Annotated in this window: 19 protein-coding genes and 1 pseudogene; 15 read left to right on the top strand and 5 right to left on the bottom strand. The window is 58.8% G+C overall.

Translation table 11 applies throughout. From position 1 onward, the window contains the following. The first annotated feature begins 279 nt into the window (after positions 1 to 279). The 3 genes from ACVW0C_RS09950 to ACVW0C_RS09940 all read left to right on the top strand — a co-directional run bounded on the left by ACVW0C_RS09950 (position 280) and on the right by ACVW0C_RS09940 (position 9,203). On the top strand, positions 280 to 3,069 hold the full coding sequence (locus ACVW0C_RS09950; RefSeq protein ID WP_457385212.1) for a cation-translocating P-type ATPase: 2,790 nt from the start codon (positions 280 to 282) through the stop codon (positions 3,067 to 3,069). Positions 3,070 to 3,310: 241 nt separating this feature from the next. After that, entirely contained in the window at positions 3,311 to 7,633 is a 4,323-nt protein-coding gene (locus tag ACVW0C_RS09945; protein WP_457385205.1) for a PAS domain S-box protein, read from the top strand. Between the two features lie 337 nt (positions 7,634 to 7,970). Continuing rightward, positions 7,971 to 9,203, top strand: a complete 1,233-nt coding sequence (locus tag ACVW0C_RS09940; RefSeq protein ID WP_457385203.1) for a hybrid sensor histidine kinase/response regulator — start codon at positions 7,971 to 7,973, stop codon at positions 9,201 to 9,203. A 35-nt stretch (positions 9,204 to 9,238) separates the two neighbouring features. Here the strand turns inward: ACVW0C_RS09940 and ACVW0C_RS09935 are convergent, their stop codons facing one another. Next, positions 9,239 to 9,595: a HesB/IscA family protein gene (locus tag ACVW0C_RS09935; RefSeq protein ID WP_457385211.1), complete on the bottom strand. Its 357-nt coding sequence runs from the start codon at positions 9,593 to 9,595 to the stop codon at positions 9,239 to 9,241. A 120-nt stretch (positions 9,596 to 9,715) separates the two neighbouring features. On the opposite strand from ACVW0C_RS09935, the pseudogene ACVW0C_RS09930 reads away from it, so the two are divergent. From ACVW0C_RS09930 to dusB, 6 genes and pseudogenes are all read left to right on the top strand, one after another. Then, a pseudogene (locus tag ACVW0C_RS09930) lies at positions 9,716 to 9,899 on the top strand (hypothetical protein); the annotation flags it as partial. 85 nt (positions 9,900 to 9,984) lie between these two features. Beyond that, positions 9,985 to 10,971 (top strand): ribonuclease Z, encoded by a 987-nt coding sequence (rnz, locus tag ACVW0C_RS09925; RefSeq protein WP_457385202.1) that lies wholly within the window; start codon positions 9,985 to 9,987, stop codon positions 10,969 to 10,971. A 29-nt stretch (positions 10,972 to 11,000) separates the two neighbouring features. Beyond that, complete coding sequence (locus ACVW0C_RS09920; RefSeq protein WP_457385200.1) at positions 11,001 to 11,864, top strand: RDD family protein; 864 nt, start codon at positions 11,001 to 11,003, stop codon at positions 11,862 to 11,864. 92 nt (positions 11,865 to 11,956) lie between these two features. Beyond that, positions 11,957 to 12,151 (top strand): 50S ribosomal protein L33, encoded by a 195-nt coding sequence (rpmG, locus tag ACVW0C_RS09915; RefSeq protein ID WP_011433240.1) that lies wholly within the window; start codon positions 11,957 to 11,959, stop codon positions 12,149 to 12,151. Positions 12,152 to 12,180: 29 nt separating this feature from the next. Next, on the top strand, positions 12,181 to 12,396 hold the full coding sequence (gene rpsR, locus ACVW0C_RS09910) for a 30S ribosomal protein S18 (RefSeq protein ID WP_011433239.1): 216 nt from the start codon (positions 12,181 to 12,183) through the stop codon (positions 12,394 to 12,396). A gap of 16 nt (positions 12,397 to 12,412) precedes the next feature. Then, positions 12,413 to 13,498 (top strand): tRNA dihydrouridine synthase DusB, encoded by a 1,086-nt coding sequence (gene dusB / locus ACVW0C_RS09905; protein WP_414375158.1) that lies wholly within the window; start codon positions 12,413 to 12,415, stop codon positions 13,496 to 13,498. Positions 13,499 to 13,579: 81 nt separating this feature from the next. Here the strand turns inward: dusB and leuB are convergent, their stop codons facing one another. From leuB to petB, 3 genes are all read right to left on the bottom strand, one after another. Continuing rightward, positions 13,580 to 14,695, bottom strand: a complete 1,116-nt coding sequence (leuB, locus tag ACVW0C_RS09900; RefSeq protein ID WP_414399133.1) for a 3-isopropylmalate dehydrogenase — start codon at positions 14,693 to 14,695, stop codon at positions 13,580 to 13,582. Between the two features lie 207 nt (positions 14,696 to 14,902). Next, entirely contained in the window at positions 14,903 to 15,415 is a 513-nt protein-coding gene (petD, locus tag ACVW0C_RS09895) for a cytochrome b6-f complex subunit IV (RefSeq protein WP_011433236.1), read from the bottom strand. Between the two features lie 98 nt (positions 15,416 to 15,513). Next, complete coding sequence (petB, locus tag ACVW0C_RS09890; RefSeq protein ID WP_457385199.1) at positions 15,514 to 16,161, bottom strand: cytochrome b6; 648 nt, start codon at positions 16,159 to 16,161, stop codon at positions 15,514 to 15,516. Between the two features lie 199 nt (positions 16,162 to 16,360). Between petB and ACVW0C_RS09885 the strand changes: the two genes are divergently transcribed. From ACVW0C_RS09885 to ACVW0C_RS09870, 4 genes are all read left to right on the top strand, one after another. Further along, the gene (locus tag ACVW0C_RS09885) at positions 16,361 to 17,638 is read left to right on the top strand and encodes a S41 family peptidase (RefSeq protein WP_457385197.1); all 1,278 of its coding nucleotides are present in this window, start codon (positions 16,361 to 16,363) and stop codon (positions 17,636 to 17,638) included. 154 nt (positions 17,639 to 17,792) lie between these two features. Next, positions 17,793 to 18,347, top strand: a complete 555-nt coding sequence (locus tag ACVW0C_RS09880; protein WP_414400675.1) for a phycobiliprotein lyase — start codon at positions 17,793 to 17,795, stop codon at positions 18,345 to 18,347. A 16-nt stretch (positions 18,348 to 18,363) separates the two neighbouring features. Next, positions 18,364 to 18,876 carry a hypothetical protein gene (locus tag ACVW0C_RS09875; protein WP_457385195.1) on the top strand — a complete coding sequence of 171 codons (513 nt, stop codon included), beginning with the start codon at positions 18,364 to 18,366 and terminating at the stop codon, positions 18,874 to 18,876. A 413-nt stretch (positions 18,877 to 19,289) separates the two neighbouring features. Continuing rightward, complete coding sequence (locus ACVW0C_RS09870; protein ID WP_457385193.1) at positions 19,290 to 20,630, top strand: hypothetical protein; 1,341 nt, start codon at positions 19,290 to 19,292, stop codon at positions 20,628 to 20,630. Between the two features lie 123 nt (positions 20,631 to 20,753). Here ACVW0C_RS09870 and ACVW0C_RS09865 read toward each other — a convergent pair whose 3' ends face one another. Then, positions 20,754 to 21,071 carry a DUF3067 family protein gene (locus tag ACVW0C_RS09865; protein ID WP_011433229.1) on the bottom strand — a complete coding sequence of 106 codons (318 nt, stop codon included), beginning with the start codon at positions 21,069 to 21,071 and terminating at the stop codon, positions 20,754 to 20,756. Positions 21,072 to 21,254: 183 nt separating this feature from the next. Between ACVW0C_RS09865 and ACVW0C_RS09860 the strand changes: the two genes are divergently transcribed. Together ACVW0C_RS09860 and ACVW0C_RS09855 are read left to right on the top strand one after the other, a co-directional pair. Further along, positions 21,255 to 21,773 (top strand): cytochrome b6-f complex iron-sulfur subunit, encoded by a 519-nt coding sequence (locus ACVW0C_RS09860; RefSeq protein ID WP_414351678.1) that lies wholly within the window; start codon positions 21,255 to 21,257, stop codon positions 21,771 to 21,773. A 122-nt stretch (positions 21,774 to 21,895) separates the two neighbouring features. Beyond that, positions 21,896 to 22,879: an apocytochrome f gene (locus ACVW0C_RS09855; protein WP_457385192.1), complete on the top strand. Its 984-nt coding sequence runs from the start codon at positions 21,896 to 21,898 to the stop codon at positions 22,877 to 22,879. Positions 22,880 to 22,995 lie beyond the last annotated feature (116 nt).

Raw genomic sequence — 22,995 nt, 5'->3', positions numbered from 1 at the left:
ATCCATTGTCGCATCCAACTTTGCGGCCTGGGACTGGGACACCTTGAGTTTGCAAGCTACAGTCAGGACTTGGGTCATGGTTCTATCATAACTTCCGCATTCTTCCCGACACTGACCCTATGGGTACAGTGCGGGGCTCCTGCGATTTCTAGCTGAAGATGATCCCAGCCGCTGGCGCCAGAAGAGCTATGGCCCGAACAACTGGGGAGATGACAAGAATCCTCCCCCTCGAGGGCGGGGAGTATGTCAAAATGCGGCAAGAACCCTCGAGTGGTCGCGATGATCCCACCGGATGGATCCCCCCTTGCTTCTGTTCCTGCCTGGCATAGCCTCACCCTCGCCGCTGCCATCCAGAAGTTGCAGACCGATCCCGATCGCGGCCTCACCACTCAGCAGGTGATCCAGAGGCAGCGGCAATATGGCCCCAATGAGCTGATCACCACTTCTGGCCGTAGCTCCTGGCAAGTCCTGCTGGATCAATTCCGCAACATCATGCTGCTGATGCTGATCGCCGTAGCGGCGATCTCAGCCACTTTGGACTTGCAAGAAGGCGAGTTTCCCAAAGATGCCCTGGCCATTTTGTTGATCGTTGGCCTTAACGGTGGCCTGGGCTATTTGCAAGAAAGTCGGGCGGAAAAAGCGCTGGCGGCCCTGAAAAAACTGGCCTCCCCTACTGTGCGGGTGGAGCGGGATGGCCTGTGGCAAGAAGTTCCAGCCAGCCAACTGGTGCCGGGGGATCGCGTGCTGCTGGAAGCCGGGGTACAGATCCCAGCCGATGGGCGCTTGGCCGAGGCCGTGAACCTGCAGGTGCGGGAAGCAGCTTTGACCGGAGAAGCCACCCCTGTAACCAAACAGGCAGATTGCGTACTCCCGCCGGACATCGAGCTGGGGGAACGGCGCAACATGGCCTTCATGGGCACCGAAGTGATTCAGGGGCGAGGGATCCTCTTGGTTACTGCCACCGGCATGAACACGGAGCTGGGCAAGGTGGCGAAGCTGCTACAAACGGTGGAGACCGAGCCCACCCCGCTGCAGAAGCGCATGAGCCAACTGGGCAATGTGCTGGTGTCGGGATCCCTGGCTTTGGTGGCCTTGGTGGTGGGGATAGGGCTGCTGCAAGCCGGGAGCATGGCCCCCTTTACCTCGCTTTTGGAAACTTCCTTGAGCATGGCCGTGGCCGTGGTACCAGAGGGGCTGCCCGCGGTTATCACTGTCACCCTGGCCATTGGCACCCAACGCATGGTGCGCCGCCACGCCCTCATCCGCCGCCTGCCGGCAGTAGAGACCCTGGGATCCGTCACCACCATCTGCTCCGACAAAACCGGCACCCTCACGGAAAACAAAATGGTGGTAACCGACATCATTACCCCCGACCGCCATTACCACGTCAGCGGCACCGGTTACATTCCCAAGGGATCCTTCTACTGCGGCGGCCAGCCCGTAGATCCCGGGAGCGCCCCGGATCTGCAGGCCATCTTGCGGGCCGTGGTGTTCTGCAACGATGCCCTGTTGCAGGCCAGCCTCCAACCCGTTGCCGGTCGCAACCCAAGGTCTGCAGTTTCTTCTCCCCCTTCAACGCCCACCTGGTCCATCCTGGGGGATCCCACCGAGGCCGCCCTGCTGGTGGCAGCCGCCAAGGCCAACCTCCACAAAGGCTCTTTACAGGAGCGCTACCCACGGGTGCAGGAGCTCCCCTTCAGCTCAGAACGCAAGCGCATGAGCGTGGTGATCCAAGAAAACGGCGGCTACTGCGTCTACACCAAGGGATCCCCAGAGCTGGTGCTGGAGCGGTGTGATCGCATCCAGAAAGGGGGCACTTGGCAGGAACTGTCGGAAACCGATCGCCAAGCCATCCTCGGCACCAACAACCGCCTGGCCGCCCAAGGTATCCGGGTTCTGGGGGTAGCCACCCAGAGGCTAGAGCGGATCCCGGACAACGGGGAAGAGGTGGAGCACAACCTGGTTTGGCTGGGCTTGGTGGGGATGCACGATGCTCCGCGACCAGAGGCACGAGAGGCCGTGGCCCGCTGCCGAGAAGCCGGGATCCGCACGTTGATGATTACCGGCGACCACCAACTGACAGCTGTTGCCATTGCCCGCCAGCTGGGCATTCTCGAGTCGGAGGATCAGGCGATTGACGGGCGTACCCTCTCCCGCTTGAGTTTCGAGGAGCTGCTGCAAACGGTACAAACCGTCAGGGTCTATGCCCGCGTCGCCCCCGAACACAAGCTGCGCATTGTCCAGGCCTTGCAAAAGCAAAACGAGTTCGTGGCCATGACCGGGGATGGGGTCAACGACGCCCCTGCCCTGCGCCAAGCGGATATTGGCATCGCCATGGGCATCACGGGCACCGATGTGAGCAAAGAGGCCAGCGATATGGTGCTGCTGGACGACAACTTCGCCACCATCGTGGCAGCCATTGAAGAAGGGCGAGTGGTCTACAGCAACATCCGCCGCTTTGTGAAATACATTTTGGGCAGCAACATCGGTGAGGTGCTGACAGTGGCTGCTGCCCCCATCCTGGGCTTGGGGGATGTGCCGCTGACACCCCTACAGATCCTGTGGATGAACCTGGTGACTGACGGCCTGCCTGCTCTGGCCTTGGCTTTGGAACCGGCGGAGCCAGGGGTGATGCAGCGCCCCCCCTTCAACCCCAAAGAGAGCATCTTCGCCCAGGGGCTGGGAGCCTACATGGTGCGCATCGGCGTGGTTTTTGCCATCTCCACAATCCTCATGATGGCCATTGTGGAAGCCTACATCCCCCACTGGCGCACGATGGTCTTCACCACCCTGTGTATCGCCCAGATGGGCCATGCGCTGGCCGTGCGCTCCAACGAGAAGCTCACCATCGAGACCAACCCTTTTTCCAACCCCTACCTGCTGGGCGCGGTCCTGACCACTCTGCTCTTGCAATTGGCTCTGCTCTATGTGCCTTTCTTGCGCAGCTTCTTTGGCACAGAGGAGCTAACCCGCACTGAACTTTTGATCTGCTTGGGCTTTAGCACCGTGGTTATGGTCTGGGTGGAGTTGGAAAAACTCTATTGCCGCTGGCGCAAGGGATCCCGCTGACTCTTCACAATTATTTTTCACAATAAAGCATCTTCACAATAAAGAGTCTCTCTCCCTACTGCACCCAGAAACAAAGCTTTGAGCCAAGACTCATTTCCCCAAAAAGCCACTCTTGAGGAATCCTGCCCATTGCATAGAGGCCATTTCCGCAAGTTAGCTGAGCTTCCCCTTTTGACCTCCAAGATAAGCTGGAAAGACTTGCTGGGATACTGTGGAAAGGGGGCAGGAATCTCTGGGTTCTATGCACAGAGAGCTATGGGCGGTAGGGAAAACGGTGGGCCTGGTGGATCCCTCTGGCCTTGCCTTTTGGCTGCTGGGATCCCTCTTCTTGGCTCTCCTGCTGCTTGGCGTCAGCCTGGGGGAAAGTCAGCCGCTTTCTGTCTTCAGAGGGATCCTGGGATCCCTTTCTCGAAGATTTCCCTTCCAACCTCCTAGAGGCACCCCCAGCCCAGAGGCTCGTTTTCGGGCAGCCTTGGAAGCCAGCTTGGATGCTATTTACCTGCTGGAGGCGGTGCGGGATCCCGTTACCCGCGAGATCCGCGACTTTGTCTTTGTGGATGTCAACGCCAAGGGGGAAGAGCTCATTTCCCTCCAGCGCCGGCAGATCATCGGCCAGCGGCTGTGCGAGCTGCTGCCCATCAACCGCTGGGGGGGCTTTTTTGAGAAATACAAGCGAGTGGTGGAAACCGGCATTCCTCTGGAAGAGGAGTTCCCCATTTCGGGGCAGCCGGGCTTGAAGGCCAGTTGGATCCATCACCAAGTGGTGCCGGTGGGCGATGGGATCCTCATCACCAGCCGCGACATCAGCGAGCGGGTCAAGATGGAGCGGGCTCTACAGGAAAGCGAGTCTCGCTACCGCGCCCTCTACGAGGCCATTCCCGACTTGATTTTTGAGCTCAGCGCCGAGGGAGTCATTCTTCATTGCAAGCCTTCCCCTTACGTTCCCACCCGACATCCGCCTGAGTTTTACGTGGGTTGCCGCGCCCAAGACGTGTTTACTGGCTCGCTGAAAGAGCAGTATCCATCTCTGGCGGAGGGGGCCTTGGTCAGCCAGACGCCGCAGTACCTAGAGTACGAAGTTGAGATTGAGCCGGGGATCCGCTGCTATCGGAGAGCCTGCGTTGTCGCTCACGGGAGAGACAAAATTTACATCCTGGTGCGAGATATCACCGAGCGGAAACAGGCGGAGTTGGCCCTTAGAGAAATGGAAGCCACCCAGCGGGCCATTCTCCAAGCCATCCCCGACCTCATCCTTCGCCTGAATAGCCAGGGCATCTGCCTGAGCTCTATTCCCGGAGGCGATGTCCATCTTTACTGCCCAGCAGAGCGCCACTTAGGTCGATCCCTCCAGGAGATTCTGCCGCCAGCGCTGGCCGAGCAGCGGCTTTTCTATGTTCAGCAAGCCCTGGCCACCCAAACCCAACAGCGCTACGAGTACAGCATTGAAGTTCAAGGGGAGGTACGCTACGAAGAGGCCCGCATTGTCCCTCTCAACAGCCAGGAAGTCCTGGTGATCGTGCGGGATATTACAGAAGCCAAGCAGGCGGAGCTGGCCTTGAAAGCCGCTGAACAGCTGCAGCGAGCCATTCTAGAAGCCATTCCCGACTTGATCTTTCGCCTTGATAGCCAGGGCATTTGCTTGAGCTTTATCTCGGGGGGCGAGGTTCTTCTCTATGGCTCACCCGACACCTACGTGGGCCGATCCCTGCAGGAGCTTTTGCCACCGGAGTTGGCCGAGCGGCGGCTTTTCTTTGTTCAGCAGGCTATAGCTACCCAGACGCGGCAGCGCTACGACCAAAGCATCGAGATTGAAGGGGAGACCCGCCACGAAGAGGTGCGCATTGTGCCCCTCAACCCCCAAGAGGTGGTGGTGATCGTCCGCGATGTAACCGACAGGGTGCGATCCCAGCAGGCCGTCCAGGAAAGCGAGCAGAAGTTCCGGGCTCTGTTTGAGAATGCCGCTGTGGCCATCCTCATCCGTCATGCCGAGACCGGCGAGATCCTGGAGGCCAACTCCCAAGCCATTGCCGCCTACGGGTTTTTCAGCCTGGAGGAGCTGCGGGCCTTCGACGCTTGCGAGCAGTCTCCCTATCGCCGGGCTCTTCGGGGCGGGGAGTTCTCGCTGCAGTCCTACTTGGAGCAAGCCCGCCAGCAGGGATCCGCCCGCTTTGAGTGGCAATGGCAGCGGCAGGATGGCCGAGTTGTCTGGGAAGACGTGTTTGTGCAGCCCCTTGTCCTGCGCGGGATCCCGTGTTGGGTGTTTACCGCGGTGGACATCACTGCCCGCAAGTCGGCAGAAGCGGAGCTGGAGCAGTTTTTCTCGGTGGCTCTGGATTTGCTTTGCATTGCCGATGCCCAAGGGTACTTTCGCCGTCTCAACCGCGCCTGGGAGACCACCCTGGGCTATTCTCTGCAGGAGCTGCAGAGCCGACCGTTTTTGGAGTGGGTTCATCCGGACGACCTCCCCGCCACGCAGGCGGCCATGCAGCAGCTTATCGAAGAGAAACGGCTGGATCACTTTGTCAACCGCTACCGCACTCAGGACGGCAGCTATCGCTTCATCGAGTGGCGAGCCTCTTTGGCCGGATCCCTGTTCTACGCCGCCGGACGGGATATCACCCTAGCCAAGCTGGCAGAAGAGCAGATGAAAGCAGCCAAGGAAGCTGCCGAAGCCGCCAGCCGGGCCAAGAGCGAGTTCCTGGCCACCATCAGCCACGAGATCCGCACCCCCATCAACGCCATTTTGGGGATGACCAGTCTACTCCTGGACACCTCCTTGGATCCGCAGCAGCAGGATTGGGTACAGACCATCCGCTATGGAGGCGAGGTGCTGCTGAACCTAATCAACGACATCCTCGATTTCTCCAAGATCGAGTCCCAAAAGCTGGAACTGGAGGAAATACCCTTTTCCTTGCCGCAGTTGGTGGAAGAGCTGCTGGATTTGATGGCCGCCCAAGCCCAGAGCAAGGAGCTGGAGCTGATGGCCTGGGTGGATCCCAACCTGCCGCCAACCTTGATAGGGGATCCCAACCGGCTGCGCCAAATCCTGGCCAATCTGCTCAGCAACGCCATCAAGTTCACCCCCCAGGGAGAGGTAGTGGTGACCGTCGAGGCCGGGGAGAGGGATCCCGAAAAGCAGTGGGTAAGCGTTCAGGTGCAAGATACCGGCATTGGCATTCCCCCGGAAAAATTGGATCGCCTCTTCAAGCCCTTCAGCCAGGTGGATAGCTCCATCAGCCGCCAGTTTGGGGGCACCGGCCTGGGCTTGGCCATCAGCCAGCGTCTCTGCCAGCTCATGGGGGGAGCAATCGGGGTGGAAAGTCAGCCGGGCCAGGGATCCACTTTTCGCTTTCGCATCCCCCTAAAGAGGCCAGACCAGGAGCTGTTGCCAACCGCCGCACCGGATCCGTGCTTGGCCGGCAAGCGGGTTTTGCTGGTGGAAGACAACGCCAGTCAACGGCAGTTGCTATCCCGACTGCTGAGCGCTTGGGGCATGGAGGTAACCTGTTGTGCCTTGGCGGCAGAAGCCCAGGCTGCAGTTAGAACTCGTCCTTTTGACCTGGCCCTTCTGGATGCCACCCTGCCAGACCGGGATGGCTTGACCCTGGCGGCTGACCTGCAGACAGCGCAACCCCGCCTGTTACCGCTAGTGCTGACGGGGCGCAACTTCATCTCCACAGCAGACCCTCTCCCCACTTTGGCCAAGCCGGTCAAAGCCTCCCAACTGCGGAAGCTGCTGCTGGGGCTTGTGGGAGAAAAAGCTCCTTCCTCCTTATCTTCCTCTCCCGCCGCTCCTCCCTCCATTTGGGACGCGACCCTGGCCAGCCGCTACCCACTGCAGATCCTGGTGGCAGAGGATAACCCGGTTAACCAGAAGGTGATTCGCCTCATGCTGGAGCGGTTGGGCTACCGGCCCGACGTAGTCGGCAACGGTCTGGAAGCCGTCCAAGCTCTGCGCCTGCGACCCTACGATCTGGTGTTGATGGATATGCAAATGCCGGAGCTGGATGGTCTTTCGGCCACCCGTCGCATCCGTGCTGAGCTGCCTCCTGAGCGCCAGCCTCGCATTGTTGTCCTCACGGCCAATGTGTTTTCGGAAGGCCGTGCTGCTGCCCAAGCTGCTGGGGTAGATGGCTATCTAACCAAACCCTTGGAGCCAGCCGCCCTAGTCCGGGTTCTTCAGGGATCCCTTCCCCTTCCCATCCCGGCCAGCCAAGAAGAGGATCCGCCCCTCGACCCCGTTATCCTCGCCCAGATGCGGGCAGTCTTCAGCTCTCCAGAAGCCTGGCAGGAGATGATCCAAACCTACCGGCAGGACAGCGAAGCTCTATTGGGATCCCTGCGGCAGGCCCTAGAGCAGCGGGATCCCCAAGCCATTGCTCGGTTGGCCCACCGCCTCAAAGGCGGCAGCAGCACCCTGGGCGCCAAACGTCTGGCCGAGCTGTGTCAGCAGTTGGAAAAGCTGGTTCATGCCGAGCCAGCCAGTTCTGTAAAATGGGATACTATAGAGCAAGCCGTGCAGAAGCTAGAGGTGGCATATCGGCAAGTTATCCTCAGTCTCTGAGTGCAGAGCTTTTCTCCCTGATACATTTACGCTGAACACTGCTGAACATCACTGTTCAACTATGCAGCGATAGCATTCTGTTTGTTTCCATTCGCGTTAGCGGGACGGAGTCCAAACAGAATGGCGGTATCCCGCAAAGCTTTGAGTAGAATACCCAAAGCGCAGTTTCCGTGTCGTCTTACTACCAGTTTTCTGCTTTGCTTTGGCTACCATGTTGGCAGACTCGAAAGTAAACAGAAAGATCAACTGGTAGTAATCCGTACTGAACATATTATACATTATTTTCAGTATAGTTGAGCTTATTATTGACTAGAGTCATGCTCTCCTCTCGATGCCTATGCTGAGGCCCAATCCCCACCCTCCGGCCAGCTCGCCGGCGGTTCCTGAGGCCCAGGCGGGATCCCCCTCTCCTGAAAAGAAGCCGTTGTTGTTGATCGCGGACGATGAGCCCAGCCAGCGACTCTTGGTTCGCTACGCCCTTGAGCGAGAAGGCTACCAAGTCCTGGAAGCCAGCAGCGGCGAAGTCTGTCTGCAGCTAGCCGCTCAACACCCAGTGGATATGGTCTTGCTGGATGCGGTCATGCCGGATGTGGATGGGTTTGAGTGCTGTCGCTGCCTCCATGCTCAAAACTCGGATCTGCCCATTCTCATCGTCACGGCGCTGGAAGATGAGTCCTGCGTGGATGAAGCCTTTGCTGCCGGGGCCAGCGATTACATTTCCAAACCCATTCGCTGGTCGGTTTTGAAGCGGCGCATCCGCCACCTGATCCAGGCCAGCCAAGCCCAACGCCACCTGCGGGAACTTAACCAAGCCCTAGAAGCCAAGGTGCAGGAACGTACCGCCCAGCTGGTCTGCCAGGTACAGGACTTGCAGCAGCTCAGCCGCCTCAAGGATAGCTTTCTGGCCAGCGTTTCCCACGAGCTGCGCACTCCCCTCACCAAGATCAAGTTGGCCCTGGAACTGTTAGGCCGCACTCCTCTCAACGAGAAGCAGTGCCAATACCACCGCATCGCTTTGGAAGAGTGTCAGGCTGAAATTGAGCTGATCAACAAGTTGCTGGATCTGCAGAGCCTAGAAGCCAAAGAGTTGAGCTCTGCGGCTGCCGCCATCGATCTCCACAGCCTTTGCACAAGCCTGCTCGACGGGGTGCGAGAACGGGCTCAGGCTCGGCAACTGAAGCTGGAGATGGCGGAGCTGACCTCACTTCCCGCAGTGCTCTACAGCTACCCGCAGCAGCTAACCCTGATCCTGAAGGAACTGCTGGAAAATGCCTGTAAGTTCACCCAGCCGGGCGGAACCCTCCGCTTGGAGGGGCAAGCCTTTCCCGGTGGGGTTGAGTTAAGAGTCGGCAATACCGCCCAAATCGAGCCTGAACACCTGCCCCACCTTTTCGAACGCTTTTACCGTGTGCCTTCTGAGGATCCCTGGGCGCAGCCGGGCAGCGGCCTTGGACTGGCCTTGGTGAAGCATTGGGTGGAGTATCTGCAGGGCCAAATCCGGGTCACCAGCCAGAAGAGATGGACTTGGTTTGTCCTTTGGCTGCCCAGCCTAGAGCCCTCCAACCGTTGACGCCCAAAGGCGGGTGGGAGGCAGCGATTGAGACTTTAGTGACCAACGACAGCAGCAGTCTCAGCAGTGGCAAAGGAGGTGCCACACCCACAACTGGCGACTGCGTTGGGGTTCTTGAAGCGGAAGCCACCGCCCAGCAGATCCTCGGAAAAATCGACGGTGGTGCCGCTGATCAAGGTCATGCTCAAGGGATCCACCGCCACCTGGATATCCCCAAAGTCGAAGGTATGATCGTCAGGGTTGGCCTGAGACTCGAAGTTCATCACATAAGAGAGGCCAGAGCAGCCGCTCGGCTTGACCCCTAGACGCAGGATGGGCTGGGATCCCTCTTTTTCGTACTTGCTGCGCAGGCGCTTCAACTCTTGGATGGCGCTATCGGTCAGGGTGATCATGACGAGAAGGCTCAAGGGTACGTTCTACTCCCCATCCTATCAAGGGTTTTTTCTCGGCCAGCGAGAGCATGACTCTAGTCAATAATAAGCTCAACTATACTGAAAATAATGTATAATATGTTCAGTACGGATTACTACCAGTTGATCTTTCTGTTTACTTTCGAGTCTGCCAACATGGTAGCCAAAGCAAAGCAGAAAATTGGTAGTAAGACGACACGGAAACTGCGCTTTGGGTATTCTACTCAAAGCTTTGCGGGATACCGCCATTCTGGTTGGAAACAAACAGAATGCTATCGCTGCATAGTTGAACAGTGATGTTCAGCAGTGTTCAGCGTAAATGTATCAGCAATTGGTAAGCTAGGGATCCCAATCCCTGAGGTCTTGCCCCTGTGACAGATCCCAATGCCATTCGGATCACCTTTTTGGGCACCAGCTCCGGCATGCCCACCCGCCAGCGCAATGTCTCTGGGGTGGCGGTGCAGTTTCCCCAGCGGTCGGAATGGTGGCTGTTCGATTGCGGCGAGGGCACCCAACACCAGTTGCTGCGCCTAGATGAGCTGCGCCCCAGCCAGTTGCGCCGCATTTTTATCACCCACATGCACGGGGATCACATCTACGGCCTGCCGGGGCTGTTGGCCTCCTGTGGCTTGGGCAGCACCCCTGAGCACATCGATATCTACGGCCCGCCGGGCCTGGAAGAGTACCTGAAGGCCGTGTTGCGCTACAGCGAGACGCGCATCCCCTACGGCTTCCGCGTTCACACCGTCGAAACCGGTCTCATCCTGCAAGAGCCGGAATACTCCGTCTTCTGCGCGCCCTTGGATCACCGGGTGCCCGCCTTCGGCTACCGCGTGGTGGAACAGGATCGGCCAGGCAGCTTCAATGCAGCCAAAGCCCAAGCCGATGGGATCCCCTTTGGCCCTCTGTATGGGCAGCTCAAGGCCGGCCAATCCATCATCTGGCAGGGCCGCTGCTTTCACGGACGGGATTATGTCGGGGATCCCATTCCGGGCCGCAAATTCTCCTACTGCACCGACACCATTTTCTGCCGCAACGCCGTCGATCTCTCCCGGGCTGCCGACTTGGTGATCCACGAGGCCACTTACGCTCAGGCTGACTTGGAGCTGGCCCGCCGCTCTAAGCATTCCACCGCCGCCATGGCCGCCCAAGTGGCCGCCGAAGCCAAGGCCCAAGCTTTGATCCTCACCCACTTCAGCCCCCGCTACACCCCAGAAGCCCCCATTACCTTGGAAGACCTGCTGGCAGAAGCTCAGGCCATTTTTCCCAATACCCTGCTGGCCCGCGATCGGCTGACCTACGAGATCCCCCGTCGCAGCCCGTCCCCTCTGCCGGTGGGTGTGGGCTTGCCTCGCTAGAATGGTAGAACTGACAGTCTCAACCGGCAATGACGGATCCCAGACCTTACCCCGAACGCCCCCAATTTCCAGAGCGGCCCAAAACCGAACAACTGGATCAAACTGCCAACGAATGGCGAGCCTTCAGCGCTTTGCCCCCTGCCACTTCTCTGCCCCCGGTTCAAGCCGAGCGGCCAGTCCCGCAAACGGCTGCTGAGGGGGAAACCCTGCCGAAATTGGCTCCCTGGAGCAAACGAATTGGGGCCTTTGCCCTCGACTTTGGGCTGGGGCTGGGGATCTCCTACCTAGCCCAAGGCTTGGCTGCTCTGGTAGGGGCCAATGCAGGCGCCGTGGACATGACCGGCTATCTCGCCTTCTTCGCCACCTGGCTGGTGAACCGCGGCTATTTCCAATCCCGTCCTGAGGGCCAAAGCCTCGGCAAATGGCTGCTGAACATCAAAACCCTGGATCCCGAAACCGAAGCCTCGCCGCACCTGGTTCGCTCTCTGGCTCGAGAGGGAGTGCTCTCCCTCTTTGTGCTCACGGAGGCCCTGCTGGTGCCTCTGGCTGCGGATGGGCTGTTTGCCGTCTTCGACAAGGAAAAACGCCAAACCATTCACGACCGCGCCGGACGTACCCTAGTGGTGGAAGCGGAGCGGGGCTACCACCTGGATGAAAAAGTCTTGCGGTTTTTGCAGGACATCCTAGAGGGGGACGCTGCTGACGACGTCAAATCGGCTGCTCGCGACCTGCTGCGCCAAGCCCAGCGCAATGACGCCGTGCGGGATCTGTCCAAGCAGTTGCAGCGCCTGAGCAAAGATGTGGATCGCAACGCCCGTAGCCTACGGCAACAAACGGGCAAGCAAGTGAAAACTTGGGTTGATTCCGTCAAGGAAAAGTTGGATAATTGGTGATCGCGCTTATCGAGGTAAACCCCCATCTCCAGCCTCAGGATCTGGGATTGCAGTTTCCTCGTTGCCGTTTACCTTCGTCTTGGGATCCGTATATGGCCAAAGCAAAGGGTGCCCGCATCATCATCACCCTGGAGTGCACCGAGTGCCGCACCAACGTCAACAAACGTTCTCCAGGCGTGAACCGCTACACCACCACCAAAAACCGCCGCAACACAACAGCCCGCTTAGAGCTGAAGAAATTCTGCCCCCACTGCAACCGCCACACCGTCCACAAAGAGATTAAGTAGTTCAAGCCGTTTCGCCGTTCTCCTGACCTATGGTTTACGCTCGCCGCCGCCTGTCTCCCATTAAGCCGGGAGAACCCATTAGGTACACCGATGTGGAGCTGCTCAAGAAATTTGTGACCGAGCGTGGCAAGATCTTGCCCCGCCGCATCACCGGCCTGACCGCCAAACAACAGCGGGAGCTCACTGCCGCGATCAAACGAGCGCGCATCATGGGTCTTCTTTACTTTGTCAACAAAGAGGGATAGCCTTCTCCAGATCCCGATGGGCCTGCAGCTTTCGCCGGAACTCCAAGCCCGCTTGTCCCAGCCCCTCAATATCGGCGGGGTAAAAGTTTTGAGCCGCGTTTTTCAGGCGCCGCTGTCAGGGGTAACCGACCAAGTCTTTCGAGGGCTGGTGCGCCGTTTTGCCCCCCACAGCTTGGTTTACACGGAAATGGTCAGCGCGACCGGCTTGCACTATGCCCGCCAGTTGCCCCGCATCATGGAGGTTGGCGAGGGGGAGCAGCCCATCGGCATCCAACTGTTTGATTGTCGGCCCGACTTTCTGGCGGAAGCAGCCCGCATGGCTGTGGACGAAGGGGCGACCTTGGTGGACATCAACATGGGCTGCCCGGTGAACAAGATTACCAAAAACGGCGGCGGCTCTTCTCTGCTCCGCGATCCCGACACGGCAGCGCGAATTGTGGAGGCGGTGGCCAACGCAGTGGAGGTGCCCGTAACCGTAAAAACGCGCCTGGGCTGGTCGGATCAGGAGATCAACATTTTGGATTTTGCCCACCGTCTGCAGGAGGCAGGGGCGCAACTGCTCACCCTGCATGCCCGAACACGCGCCCAAGGCTTCAACGGCAAAGCCCGCTGGGACTGGATCCGCCGCGTCAAACAGCACCTGCGCATTCCCGTCATCGCCAATGGGGATATTTTCTCGACAGCCGCAGCGGTGAAGTGTTTGGAGGAAACCGGAGCCGATGGGGTGATGTGCTCCCGCGGCACCATGGGCTATCCCTTTCTGGTGGGGGAAATCGATCACTTCCTGAAAACCGGTCAAGAAAGACCGGCCCCCACTCCCCTGGAGCGGATTCAAATGGCCTTAGAGCATCTGCGCGGTCTCTGGGAGTACAAGGGAGAACGTGGCATCCGTCAGGCCCGCAAGCACATGACTTGGTACATCAAAGACTTTGCCGGAGCCTCTCAATTCCGTGCCCTCCTCTGTCGCATTGAGACGGTGCAGGAAGGGGAAGCCCTGCTTCTTCAAGCCATGGAGCGCTGCCAAGAAGCCACACCTCGACCGGAAGAGGCCATTAAAACCACCGAGGAGGTCGACCTTCTCCCTGAAGCCGGTTGGGCGTAGCTCCAAGGCTCCCCACAATTGGAAATTGCTTGGAAATCGCCGCACGTCTGCCTTGGCTGTAGCCTGTGGCCCCGAAAAAGGCTATTGCGCCTGCTGCTGGGACAGGGCTGCCACCAACTTTTCTCCCATTTCCTGGCAACCCACTAAAGTCATTCCCTCAGAGTAGAGGTCTGGGGTGCGGTACCCTTGCGCCAAAACGGCTTCTACCGCCTGTTCGATGCGGTCGGCAGCTTGCGGCTGATCCAGGGAGTAGCGGAGCATCAGGGCGCCGGAGAGCACCTGGGCAATGGGGTTGGCTTTGTCTTGTCCGGCAATGTCGGGAGCCGACCCATGTACCGGCTCGTATAGGCCGGGGCCAGAGGATCCCAGAGAGGCAGAGGGCAGCATACCAATAGAGCCGGTCAGCATGGCCGCTTCATCGGAGAGGATATCGCCGAAGAGATTGCCCGTGAGGATGACGTCGAACTGCTTGGGCCAGCGCACCAACTGCATGGCGGCATTGTCGATGTACAGGTGGGAAAGTTCCACCTCCGGGTACTCAGCCGCAATGACATTGACCCGCTCCCGCCACAGTTGCGACACTTCGAGGACATTGGCCTTATCTACTGAGCAGAGCTTGCGCCGACGCTTGCGGGCCAGCTCGAAGGCAACTCGGGCGATCCGATCCACCTCAGCTTCGCTGTAGACCATGGTGTTCACGCCACGCCGGGATCCCTGGGCATCCGTGAAGATTCCCTTAGGTTGGCCGAAGTAAATGCCCCCCGTCAGCTCCCGCACTACCACCAGGTCGATCCCTGAGATCACCTCTGGCTTCAGGGAGGAGGCCCCCACCAGTTGAGGGAAGACCTTCACCGGACGCAAGTTGGCAAACAGCCCCAGCCCCGCCCTCAAGCCCAACAAGGCCCGCTCCGGGCGTTTCTCAGGAGGCAGAGCGTCATACTTGAAGTCGCCGACAGCAGCCAGATAAACGGCATCGCTCTCTTGAGCCATTTTCAGGGTTTCTGCCGGCAAGGGATCCCCAGTCTGGTCGTAGGCAGCCCCGCCGATTAGGCCCTCTTGCCACTGGAGAGCAAATCCCATCTGCCGGGCAACTGCATCCAAAACGGCTCGTCCCACCCGCATGATTTCGGGGCCGATGCCATCTCCGGCAAGGGCTGTGATCCGATAGGTTCGAGCAGTTGAAGAAGAAGTGCTCATGAGCGGTCAAGCTGAAGATGAGGGCGTAGAGATACTACCATTTCGGCGGACTTGCCCATCCCTTGGCACACAGGTTTGCAGACAACTCCTCTAAAAAGCTCTCCAAATAACAAAGTGCAGCCTGGCCACCAACCTGCTGCACTCTGATGGTGATTCTGATGGTGATGATGACGATCAACCCATCAAGCGGGAGTCCCAGATGTTCTTTTAGAACAAGCCCAAGGTGACCCACTTATCCAAGGGCAAGGTGGCACCTATGCCCAGGTAGAGGGTGACCAAGGTGCCGATCAGGAACACCGTTGTCGCCACTGGGCGGCGCAAGGGGTTTTGGAACTTGTTGACGTTTTCGATGAAGGGCACAAACAAGAGACCCACAGGAATGGCAGACATCAGAGCAATTCCCAACAGCTTGTTGGGAGCAATCCGCAGGATGTGGAAGGCGGGGTAGAGATACCATTCCGGCAGAATTTCCAGAGGCGTAGCAAAGGGATCCGCCGGCTCCCCTACACCTGCCGGATCCATGACTGACAGGCCAACGATCACTCCAATAGTGCCCAAGATCACCACCGGAAACATAAAGAGCAAATCGTTGGGCCAAGCGGGCTCACCATAGGTCATGTGGCCCATGTTTTTCTTCAGCTTGGCTACAACTTTGGGGTTGTCTAGATCAACCTTGCGGGTAATGGCCTCGGTCGCTATCACCTGTTTTGAGACAGCCATGAGAGTTCTCCTTATCTAGGGACAAAAGTTCTGAAAAAGGGGCAGTTAGAGATCCCAGTTACCAGGAAAGTCAAAGGCGTCTGGGAGTCAAACCTTTCTCACAAAGGCCCAGAAATGCCTTGGCGGCGGATCATCAAAAAGTGCATGGTCATAAAGACTGCGGTCAGCCAGGGTAGCACGAAAGTGTGCAAGCTGTAGAAGCGAGTCAGGGTAGCTTGACCCACTGCTTCGCCGCCCCGGATCAGTTGCACCAACGAGTCGCCCACCACCGGAATGGCACTGGGCACACCTGAGACGATCTTGACTGCCCAGTAGCCCACCTGATCCCAGGGCAGGGAGTAGCCGGTAACGCCAAAGGAGACGGTCAGCACCGCCAAGATCACGCCGGTTACCCAGGTCAGCTCACGGGGCTTTTTGAATCCCCCCGTCAGATAGACCCGGAAGGTGTGTAGGATCATCATCAGCACCATCATGGAGGCGCTCCAACGGTGGATGGAGCGCAACAGCCAGCCGAAGTTCACCTGGGTCATGATGTAGTTCACCGATTCAAAGGCCTCAGCCACCGTCGGACGATAGTAAAACGTCATGGCGAAGCCGGTGGCAAACTGAACTAAGAAGCACACCAGCGTCACCCCGCCGAGGCAGTAGAAGATGTTAACGTGAGGCGGAATGAATTTCCCTGTTGCGTCGTCGACGAAAGGCGTAATCTCCAGCCGCTCGTCCAACCAGTCGTAAACTTTGCTCATAATGCCTGCAATTCTTGAAATTGGATCTCGAGGGCGGGGCAAGCCCACTCCACTCAGCAATGTAACACAATCTTTTAACACCATCCTGGCGTCGGGCTCAGCTTGGGGACGAAGATCTCGATCCCAGGAGGCCAGGCAAGTTTTCGATATTGCGTTTTGTTCATGTTTCTTAAATGTTTCTTAATGTTTTTTGGGATCGATGGTTGTGCAGAAGCCGAGATACACAGGGATCCGCTGGAGAGGGTGGGGGATCCGCATTGTCTTGCTTGGGTGTTTGCTCTGGGCGAGTTTGGGCATTGGCGCCTGTACAGGGCAGGCCAGCCGTTGGGGAGAAGAGCAGCAACTGCTGGCGCAGGCTTGGGCCTATGTGGATCGGGCCTATGTGGATCCGGGGTTTAACGGGCAAAACTGGTGGCAGGTGCGGCAACGGTTTCTCTCCCGGCCCTTAAAGGAGCGCAAGCAGACCTATCAGGCCATTGAGGAGATGTTGGCCACTCTGGGGGATCCCTTTACCCGCTTTCTGGACAGAGAGCACTACCTCAGCCTGCAGACCTCCACAGCCGGCGAGCTGAGTGGTGTCGGCTTGCAGATTGCTATCGACGAGCAAGGCGCTGTGCGGGTGATTGCCCCCATGGAAGGCACTCCTGCCGAGCAGGCCGGGATCCAACCCCAGGATGAGATTTTGGCGGTGGATCGGGTGCCGGTGGCGGGGCTGAGCCTGGACGAAGTGGCCGAGCGGATGCGGGGGCGCAGCGGCACGCCGGTTACTTTGAAGCTGAGGCGGCAGGATCGCATTTGGGAGGTGGAGCTGGTACGCCAATCGATCACCATCAACCCCGTGCGCACCCGTTTTTTTGAGCTGCCTCAGGGATCGGTGGCCTACATTCGCCTCAGCCAGTTCAACGGCAATGCTGCCGCTCAAGTCCGCCAAGCCATTCAGGCCGCAGAAGCTCAAGGGGTGCGGGGCTACATTCTCGATTTGCGCAACAATCCGGGGGGACTCTTGCAGGCGGCCATTGAGATCGCCCGCTTCTGGATCCCCAAGGGTGACATTGTGCTGGTGACGGATCGCCACGGCATTCAAGACAGCATTCCCGCCACCGGCGAGGTGCTCACAGAGGCGCCGCTGGTGGTCTTGGTAAATCAGGGCAGCGCCAGTGCCAGTGAAGTGTTGGCCGGGGCACTTCAGGACAGTGGGCGAGCTCAACTGGTGGGAACGCGCACCTTTGGCAAGGGTCTGATTCAATCCCTGCTGGAGCTGGCGGATGGATCGGGGCTGGCGGTGACCACGGCCAAGTACCTCACCCCCAGCGGCCACGACATTCATCGCCAGGGGATCCAGCCCGATGTGGTGGTGGCGGAGGGATCCATTCCCCTGACGGCAGAAACCTTGGCCGGGCCGGAGGACATCCAGCTGCAGCGAGCCTTGGAGTTGTTGGGGCAGACCCAAGGGATCCCGGTGGCCAAAAGCGGGTGAGGGAGGAGATCCCGCTCCAGACCCAGATCTCAATCGTTGGCATTAGGATTTGGATTCCTGGTTGTTTTCAATTCGTTTTAGGATCAGAGGCAGGGTTTTCTGGGCCACTTCTCGGCTCCAGCGCCGGTTTCTGACTCTGTCCGCTCCCGCCCGCATGAACGCCATCCAGCAATTTCACCACTTTTTCAACTGCTGCATTGGGGCTTGGCGCACAGAGCGCACCTACCATTACCTAGACCGTGGCGAGGTGGAGCGCTCCCGCACCGAGTTCACCATTCGCACCCTCACCCCTGAGCTCAAGCACAAGGTGCTCACCGACAACAACTACCCCAACCACAACGTGGATGGTTTTTTGGGCTTTCACTTGGCTTTTGAGACGGTTTCCGAAACGGGGGAGGAGGCCGGGCAAGAGCTGAACATGCTGTTTGTCCCTCGGCAGGAAACCCCCCTGGGGCTGCAGGGAGACTACCTGCGGGATCGGGCCTACGAGGAAGATCGCCCGATGGTGGCGGCTTTCCGGTTTGATCCCGGATCCCTGCAACTGGTGATGACCACCACCTACACTCGTGTGGTTGCTGTAGATACCATCACTCTACTGAATCCGCGCCTGCGCCTGCGGCAGATCCTTACCTACCAACGTCCCCCTCAGGGTCAGCCTTTGCAGGAGCTGTTGCTGGTGGGGTTTGGGGTAGAACAGAAGCTGACCTAGCCTGCGGATCCTGAGCATGACGCTTCCCGAAGACCTGAGATTGTCTCAGCACTTGGCTCTGATCCAGTTGAGGTTCGAGCGAGGACAATACCGGCAGGCGCTAGAGGAGGTTAAGCAGGCCCAAAGCCGCTATCCGCAGTCGGGTAAGCTACGGCTCTGGCAGGCCCTGGCCCAAGAAGCCCTTGGCGAAACGCAGGAGGCCATCCTGTTGGCCCAAACCTTGCTGCGCAACCCAGATCCAGAAGTTGCCCAGCAGGCTCGCTATGTCTTGGGTATCTGGCAAGCCCCTCGTCTGCGGCGTCCAGCGGAGTGGTTGAGCGAAATTCCCGACCTCAGCCGGCTGGAGGAAGCTGATCCCCCAGAGTACCGCTTGGCCTATGGGCGCTCCCAACGCAAAGGCCCTTCCCCAAGATCTGGGGATCCCCTCAGCCGCCGGGCAGCGGATCCCCCGTTGGACACTAAGCCCCTCATCTGGGTGTTGATCGGGATCCTCTCGACCCTGCTGGCCGTGATGGCTTGGCTGCCCTAGAGGGGGGTATAACCCTCGCCGCTGCTGGGTTAGTGGGGAGCATGCCTCTAACCCCCAAAACCCTGAACTTTGCTGAATTTACTGAGCTTTAGGCGGTTTGGCAAAAGTCATTGAGAGGGATATAGTAGACCAAGTTTCCCCCTGATCCTTGAGTCCACCGCAACGGTTGCCGGGAAGTGAAGGGGGAAAGCGCTCGGGGGGTATTCCTCAGGGCTTTGCGGGATACCGCCTTCCTGCTCAGAGATAGGCAGGATGCGATCGCTTCTTTCCTGAACCATGTTCAGGAGAGTTCAGCGTGAATGTATCAGATACTGGGAATAGAGGAGACGCTAGGTCTAGCTCAGGGGAGCGGATCTGCGTCCAGGGATCCCGACAGGCTCCTCGGCAATTGGGGCAGAAAGCGGAGGTTAAGAGTGGCTACACAAACATTGGTGATGGATGCAGTGGAACAGTTGGGCCTGCGGGTCACCTTGGGAGATATTGCATCCAGCACGGGCTTAGCTTTACACGAGGCCAAACAAGAGCTGCTGAATTTGGCCCAAAAGGCGGAGGGGCATCTCCAGGTTTCCCGGCAGGGGGAGATTACCTACGTTTTTCCACCGGATTTTCGCAGCATTCTCAAGCGCAAGGAGCAGCAGGATCGGCTAGCAGCCCTGCGGCGCAAACTGTGGGGGGGCTTCCTCTATGGGCTGCGCATCTCCTTCGGCATTCTGCTGGTGGTGTCGATTGTCTTGATTGTCCTAGCGTTGATTGCCTTGCAGATGGCCAGCAGCCGCGAGCAGGACAATCGCAGCCGGTCGCGGGGGATAGGGTTTTACTACTTCCCCAATCTTTGGATCGGCAACCCCTTCTGGGATCCCTATCCCTACTATGGCAGCTACTCCGGTCGGACGCGCCCCCGCCAGCCGCAAAAATCCGAGCTGAACTTCCTGGAAGCGGTGTACAGCTTCCTCTTTGGGGACGGGGATCCCAATGCCAACCTGGAGGAGGAGCGCTATGCCCTCATTGGCCAACTGATTCGTGCCAATGGGGGGGTGATCGCAGCGGAACAGGTGTTGCCCTATCTGGATGTGGAGCCGGGATCCCCGGCCTTGGAATACGAAGATTACATGCTGCCCATTTTGCTCAAGTTCGACGGTCAGCCGGAGGTCAGCGAGGACGGGGACATTGTCTACCGCTTTCCGGAACTGCAGGTGGCCGCCTCAGAGCGCAAGCCCAAGGGGATCCCTGAGGTGTTGCAGGAGAAACCTTGGGTGTTCAGCCGGGCCACGCCTGGTCAACTGACCCTGGCAGGAGGCTTGGGAGTTCTCAATTTCTTTCTGGCTGCCATTCTCTATGGGGCACGGGAGGAGGTGGCAGCGGCAGCCGGCAGCAATGCTTTTTTGGCCTTCATCTACCCGTTGATTGGGTTTCTGTTTCTCTACGGCACGCTGTTTTTGGCGGTGCCCGCCGTTCGCTGGTTGACCTTGCAAATCCGTAACCAGGGAGTGGAGCGTCGCAATCGTGTCCGGCAGCTTTGGCGAGAGCATCTGCAGCATCCCACAGAGGCGCTGCTGCGCAAACTCAACTTTGCCCGCCGCTTCCGCCGTCAAGAAGTTGTGCAAGAGTCGGACACCATTTACTCAACCGACCGGGATTTGATCGAGCAGCGGGACTACCGTCTGGACGATCCGGTGTTCCGCCAGCTTTTGGAATCCAAAGCTCAGCAGGATCGCCCCGAAACCGAACAAGTGCGCCAGCAGCGTCCCCTCTAGAGAGGTCATGGCCGTTGGGCAAACTCCCGGTCTGCCGTTTGAGCTGAGACCCATTCGAGTTTCTTGGCCAGCCGGCGAATCCGGCGCTTAGGTTTGCTTGGACTTCTTTCTCCCCAGGAGAACTCACAACAACCACTCGGAGACTCGCTCCCCCACCTTCTGCAAATCCAGAGGAATGGCCACCGCCTTGCCCATACGGGGTCTCTGACGGGTGGCTTCGATTTCCCGACGCACCGCTTCCCACACCCCCCAAGCCTGCAAATGGGCCAGCACGTTCTCCAAGTGGGCCAAATACTCGGCCTCGCTCAAGGGGAAGGAGGGCTGCTCCAGATAGCGCCACATCACCAGCAACACCACCTTCTGCTGGATACGCCGCAGCTGCACGTCGTAGGAATAGCCCCACTTCTCGCGCAACAAAGCTTGAAAGTCGGATCCCTTCATCAGACTTGTCTGAGGCTGGCTTGGATCTGGCTCCAATCGCGCTGGGTGGGCCGCTCACCTTGGGAAGGAAGGCCACGGCCTCTTCCAGCGTTGCATTTCTTAACGATATTGGCCAGAGGGGTCGGTTAGGATGATGTCGCTTGTCAACGAACGTTAAAACTTCTCAGGTCTGCATTTGCCATTATGACGGAAGCGGTTAGCAACTTTGAAGCGCCCCCCATGAGCCGGCGGGTTCTTCTCAATGCCCTGCTCAGCGGCTCTGTGGGAGTCGTAGTGGTGGGCGCCCTCTACCCGGTGGTGAAGTACTTTATCCCGCCCTCTTCCGGTGGAGGGGGTGAGGGCCTCATAGCTCAGGACGCCCTCGGCAAGCCCATCAGCGTCAGTGAACTGTTGGCCACCCATGCCGCTACGGATCGGGTGCTGGCCCAAGGTTTGAAGGGGGATCCCACCTACATCGTGATCGACAATGGGGCGGTGGCCAACTACGGCCTCAACGCGGTTTGCACCCACCTCGGTTGCGTGGTGCCCTGGAATGTGGGGGAAAACTTGTTTAAGTGCCCTTGCCACGGATCCCAGTACGCGGCCAATGGCAAGGTGATTCGGGGGCCGGCTCCCCGCTCGCTGGAGCTGGTGAGCGCCACTGTGGATGGCGACAACGTCCGCTTCAGCCCTTGGCAAGGCCCCGATTTCCGGGAAACCTAAAGGGCAAGGGATCCCGCTGGCTGTGCCGGCTTTTGCCGAACGATTTGGGGCAAATTGTCGAGATGGCTGTTCCAAGACTGTGTCCTAAACCTGTGATGGAAATTCATTCTGAGCTGAGAGTTATGAAGCGAATCTGCTTGGCCTTCTGTGGGCTGCTGCTGTTGCTGGGGATGGGGGCACGTCCGGCGGCAGCCTACCCCTACTATGCCCAGATGGCCTACGACAACCCCCGCGAGGCGACCGGAAAAATTGTCTGTGCCAACTGCCACCTGAACGCCATGCCCACTCGCGCCGAGGTGCCCCAGGCCGTCACCCCCGGCCAGGTGTTTACCATCAAAGTTGGGATCCCTTATGACCTGAGCAAGCAGCAGGTGCTGGCAGACGGCAGCAAGGGTGGGTTGAATGTGGGCGCGGTGGTGGTCTTGCCGGAGGGCTTCCGTTTAGCCACCGAAGCCGAGATGACCGAGGAACAACGGCAAGAAACTGCCGAGACCTACATCACCCCCTACAGCGACGCGAAGCCCAATATCCTCTTGGTCGGGCCTTTGCCGGGCGAGCAGCATCAAGAAATCGTCTTTCCAGTGGTGGCCCCTGACCCGAAAGAGGATCCCTCGGTGGCCTTCATGAAGTATCGCGTTTACATCGGGGCCAACCGAGGTCGCGGTCAGCTTAACCCCGACGGCAGCCTCAGCAACAACAACGTTTTCCGCGCTCCGGCCACCGGGCGTCTAGTCAACATCGCCACCCTCAACTCCGATATCAGCGATCTGCCGGCTGAATTGGCCAGCCTGGTGCCCCCGGAATACGAGCTGCCGGGCACGAGAGTTCTCAGCTTCGAGACCGAAAGCGGGATCCAAAACCTGGTGGTGCCGCCTGGGCCGGAACTGGTGGTTGCTGTTGGAGACAGCGTCAAAGAAGGGGATCCCGTCACCAACAATCCCAATGTGGGCGGCTTTGGCCAGGTGGAGCGGGATCTGGTGCTGCAAAGCCCGGATCGGGTGAAATGGCTGGTGGCCTTCCTGGCAGCCATTACCATTACCCAGGTGCTGTTGGTGCTGAAGAAAAAGCAGGTGGAGCTCATTCAAGCCGCCGAAATCCTTGGCTAGCTCAAGCTCTTTCCTGGCCTGCACCTCGGAGGTATCCGAGGTGTTTTTTGTTCTGTAGGGCTGATAGCAGTCGTGGTTTTTATTACCATCTATTTCAACTGCTCGCCCTAGCGGGC

Source organism: Thermostichus sp. OS-CIW-26 (genome assembly GCF_054058395.1).
Note: the sequence above shows the minus strand (reverse complement) of the source record. Positions and strands in the feature narration are given on the sequence as shown.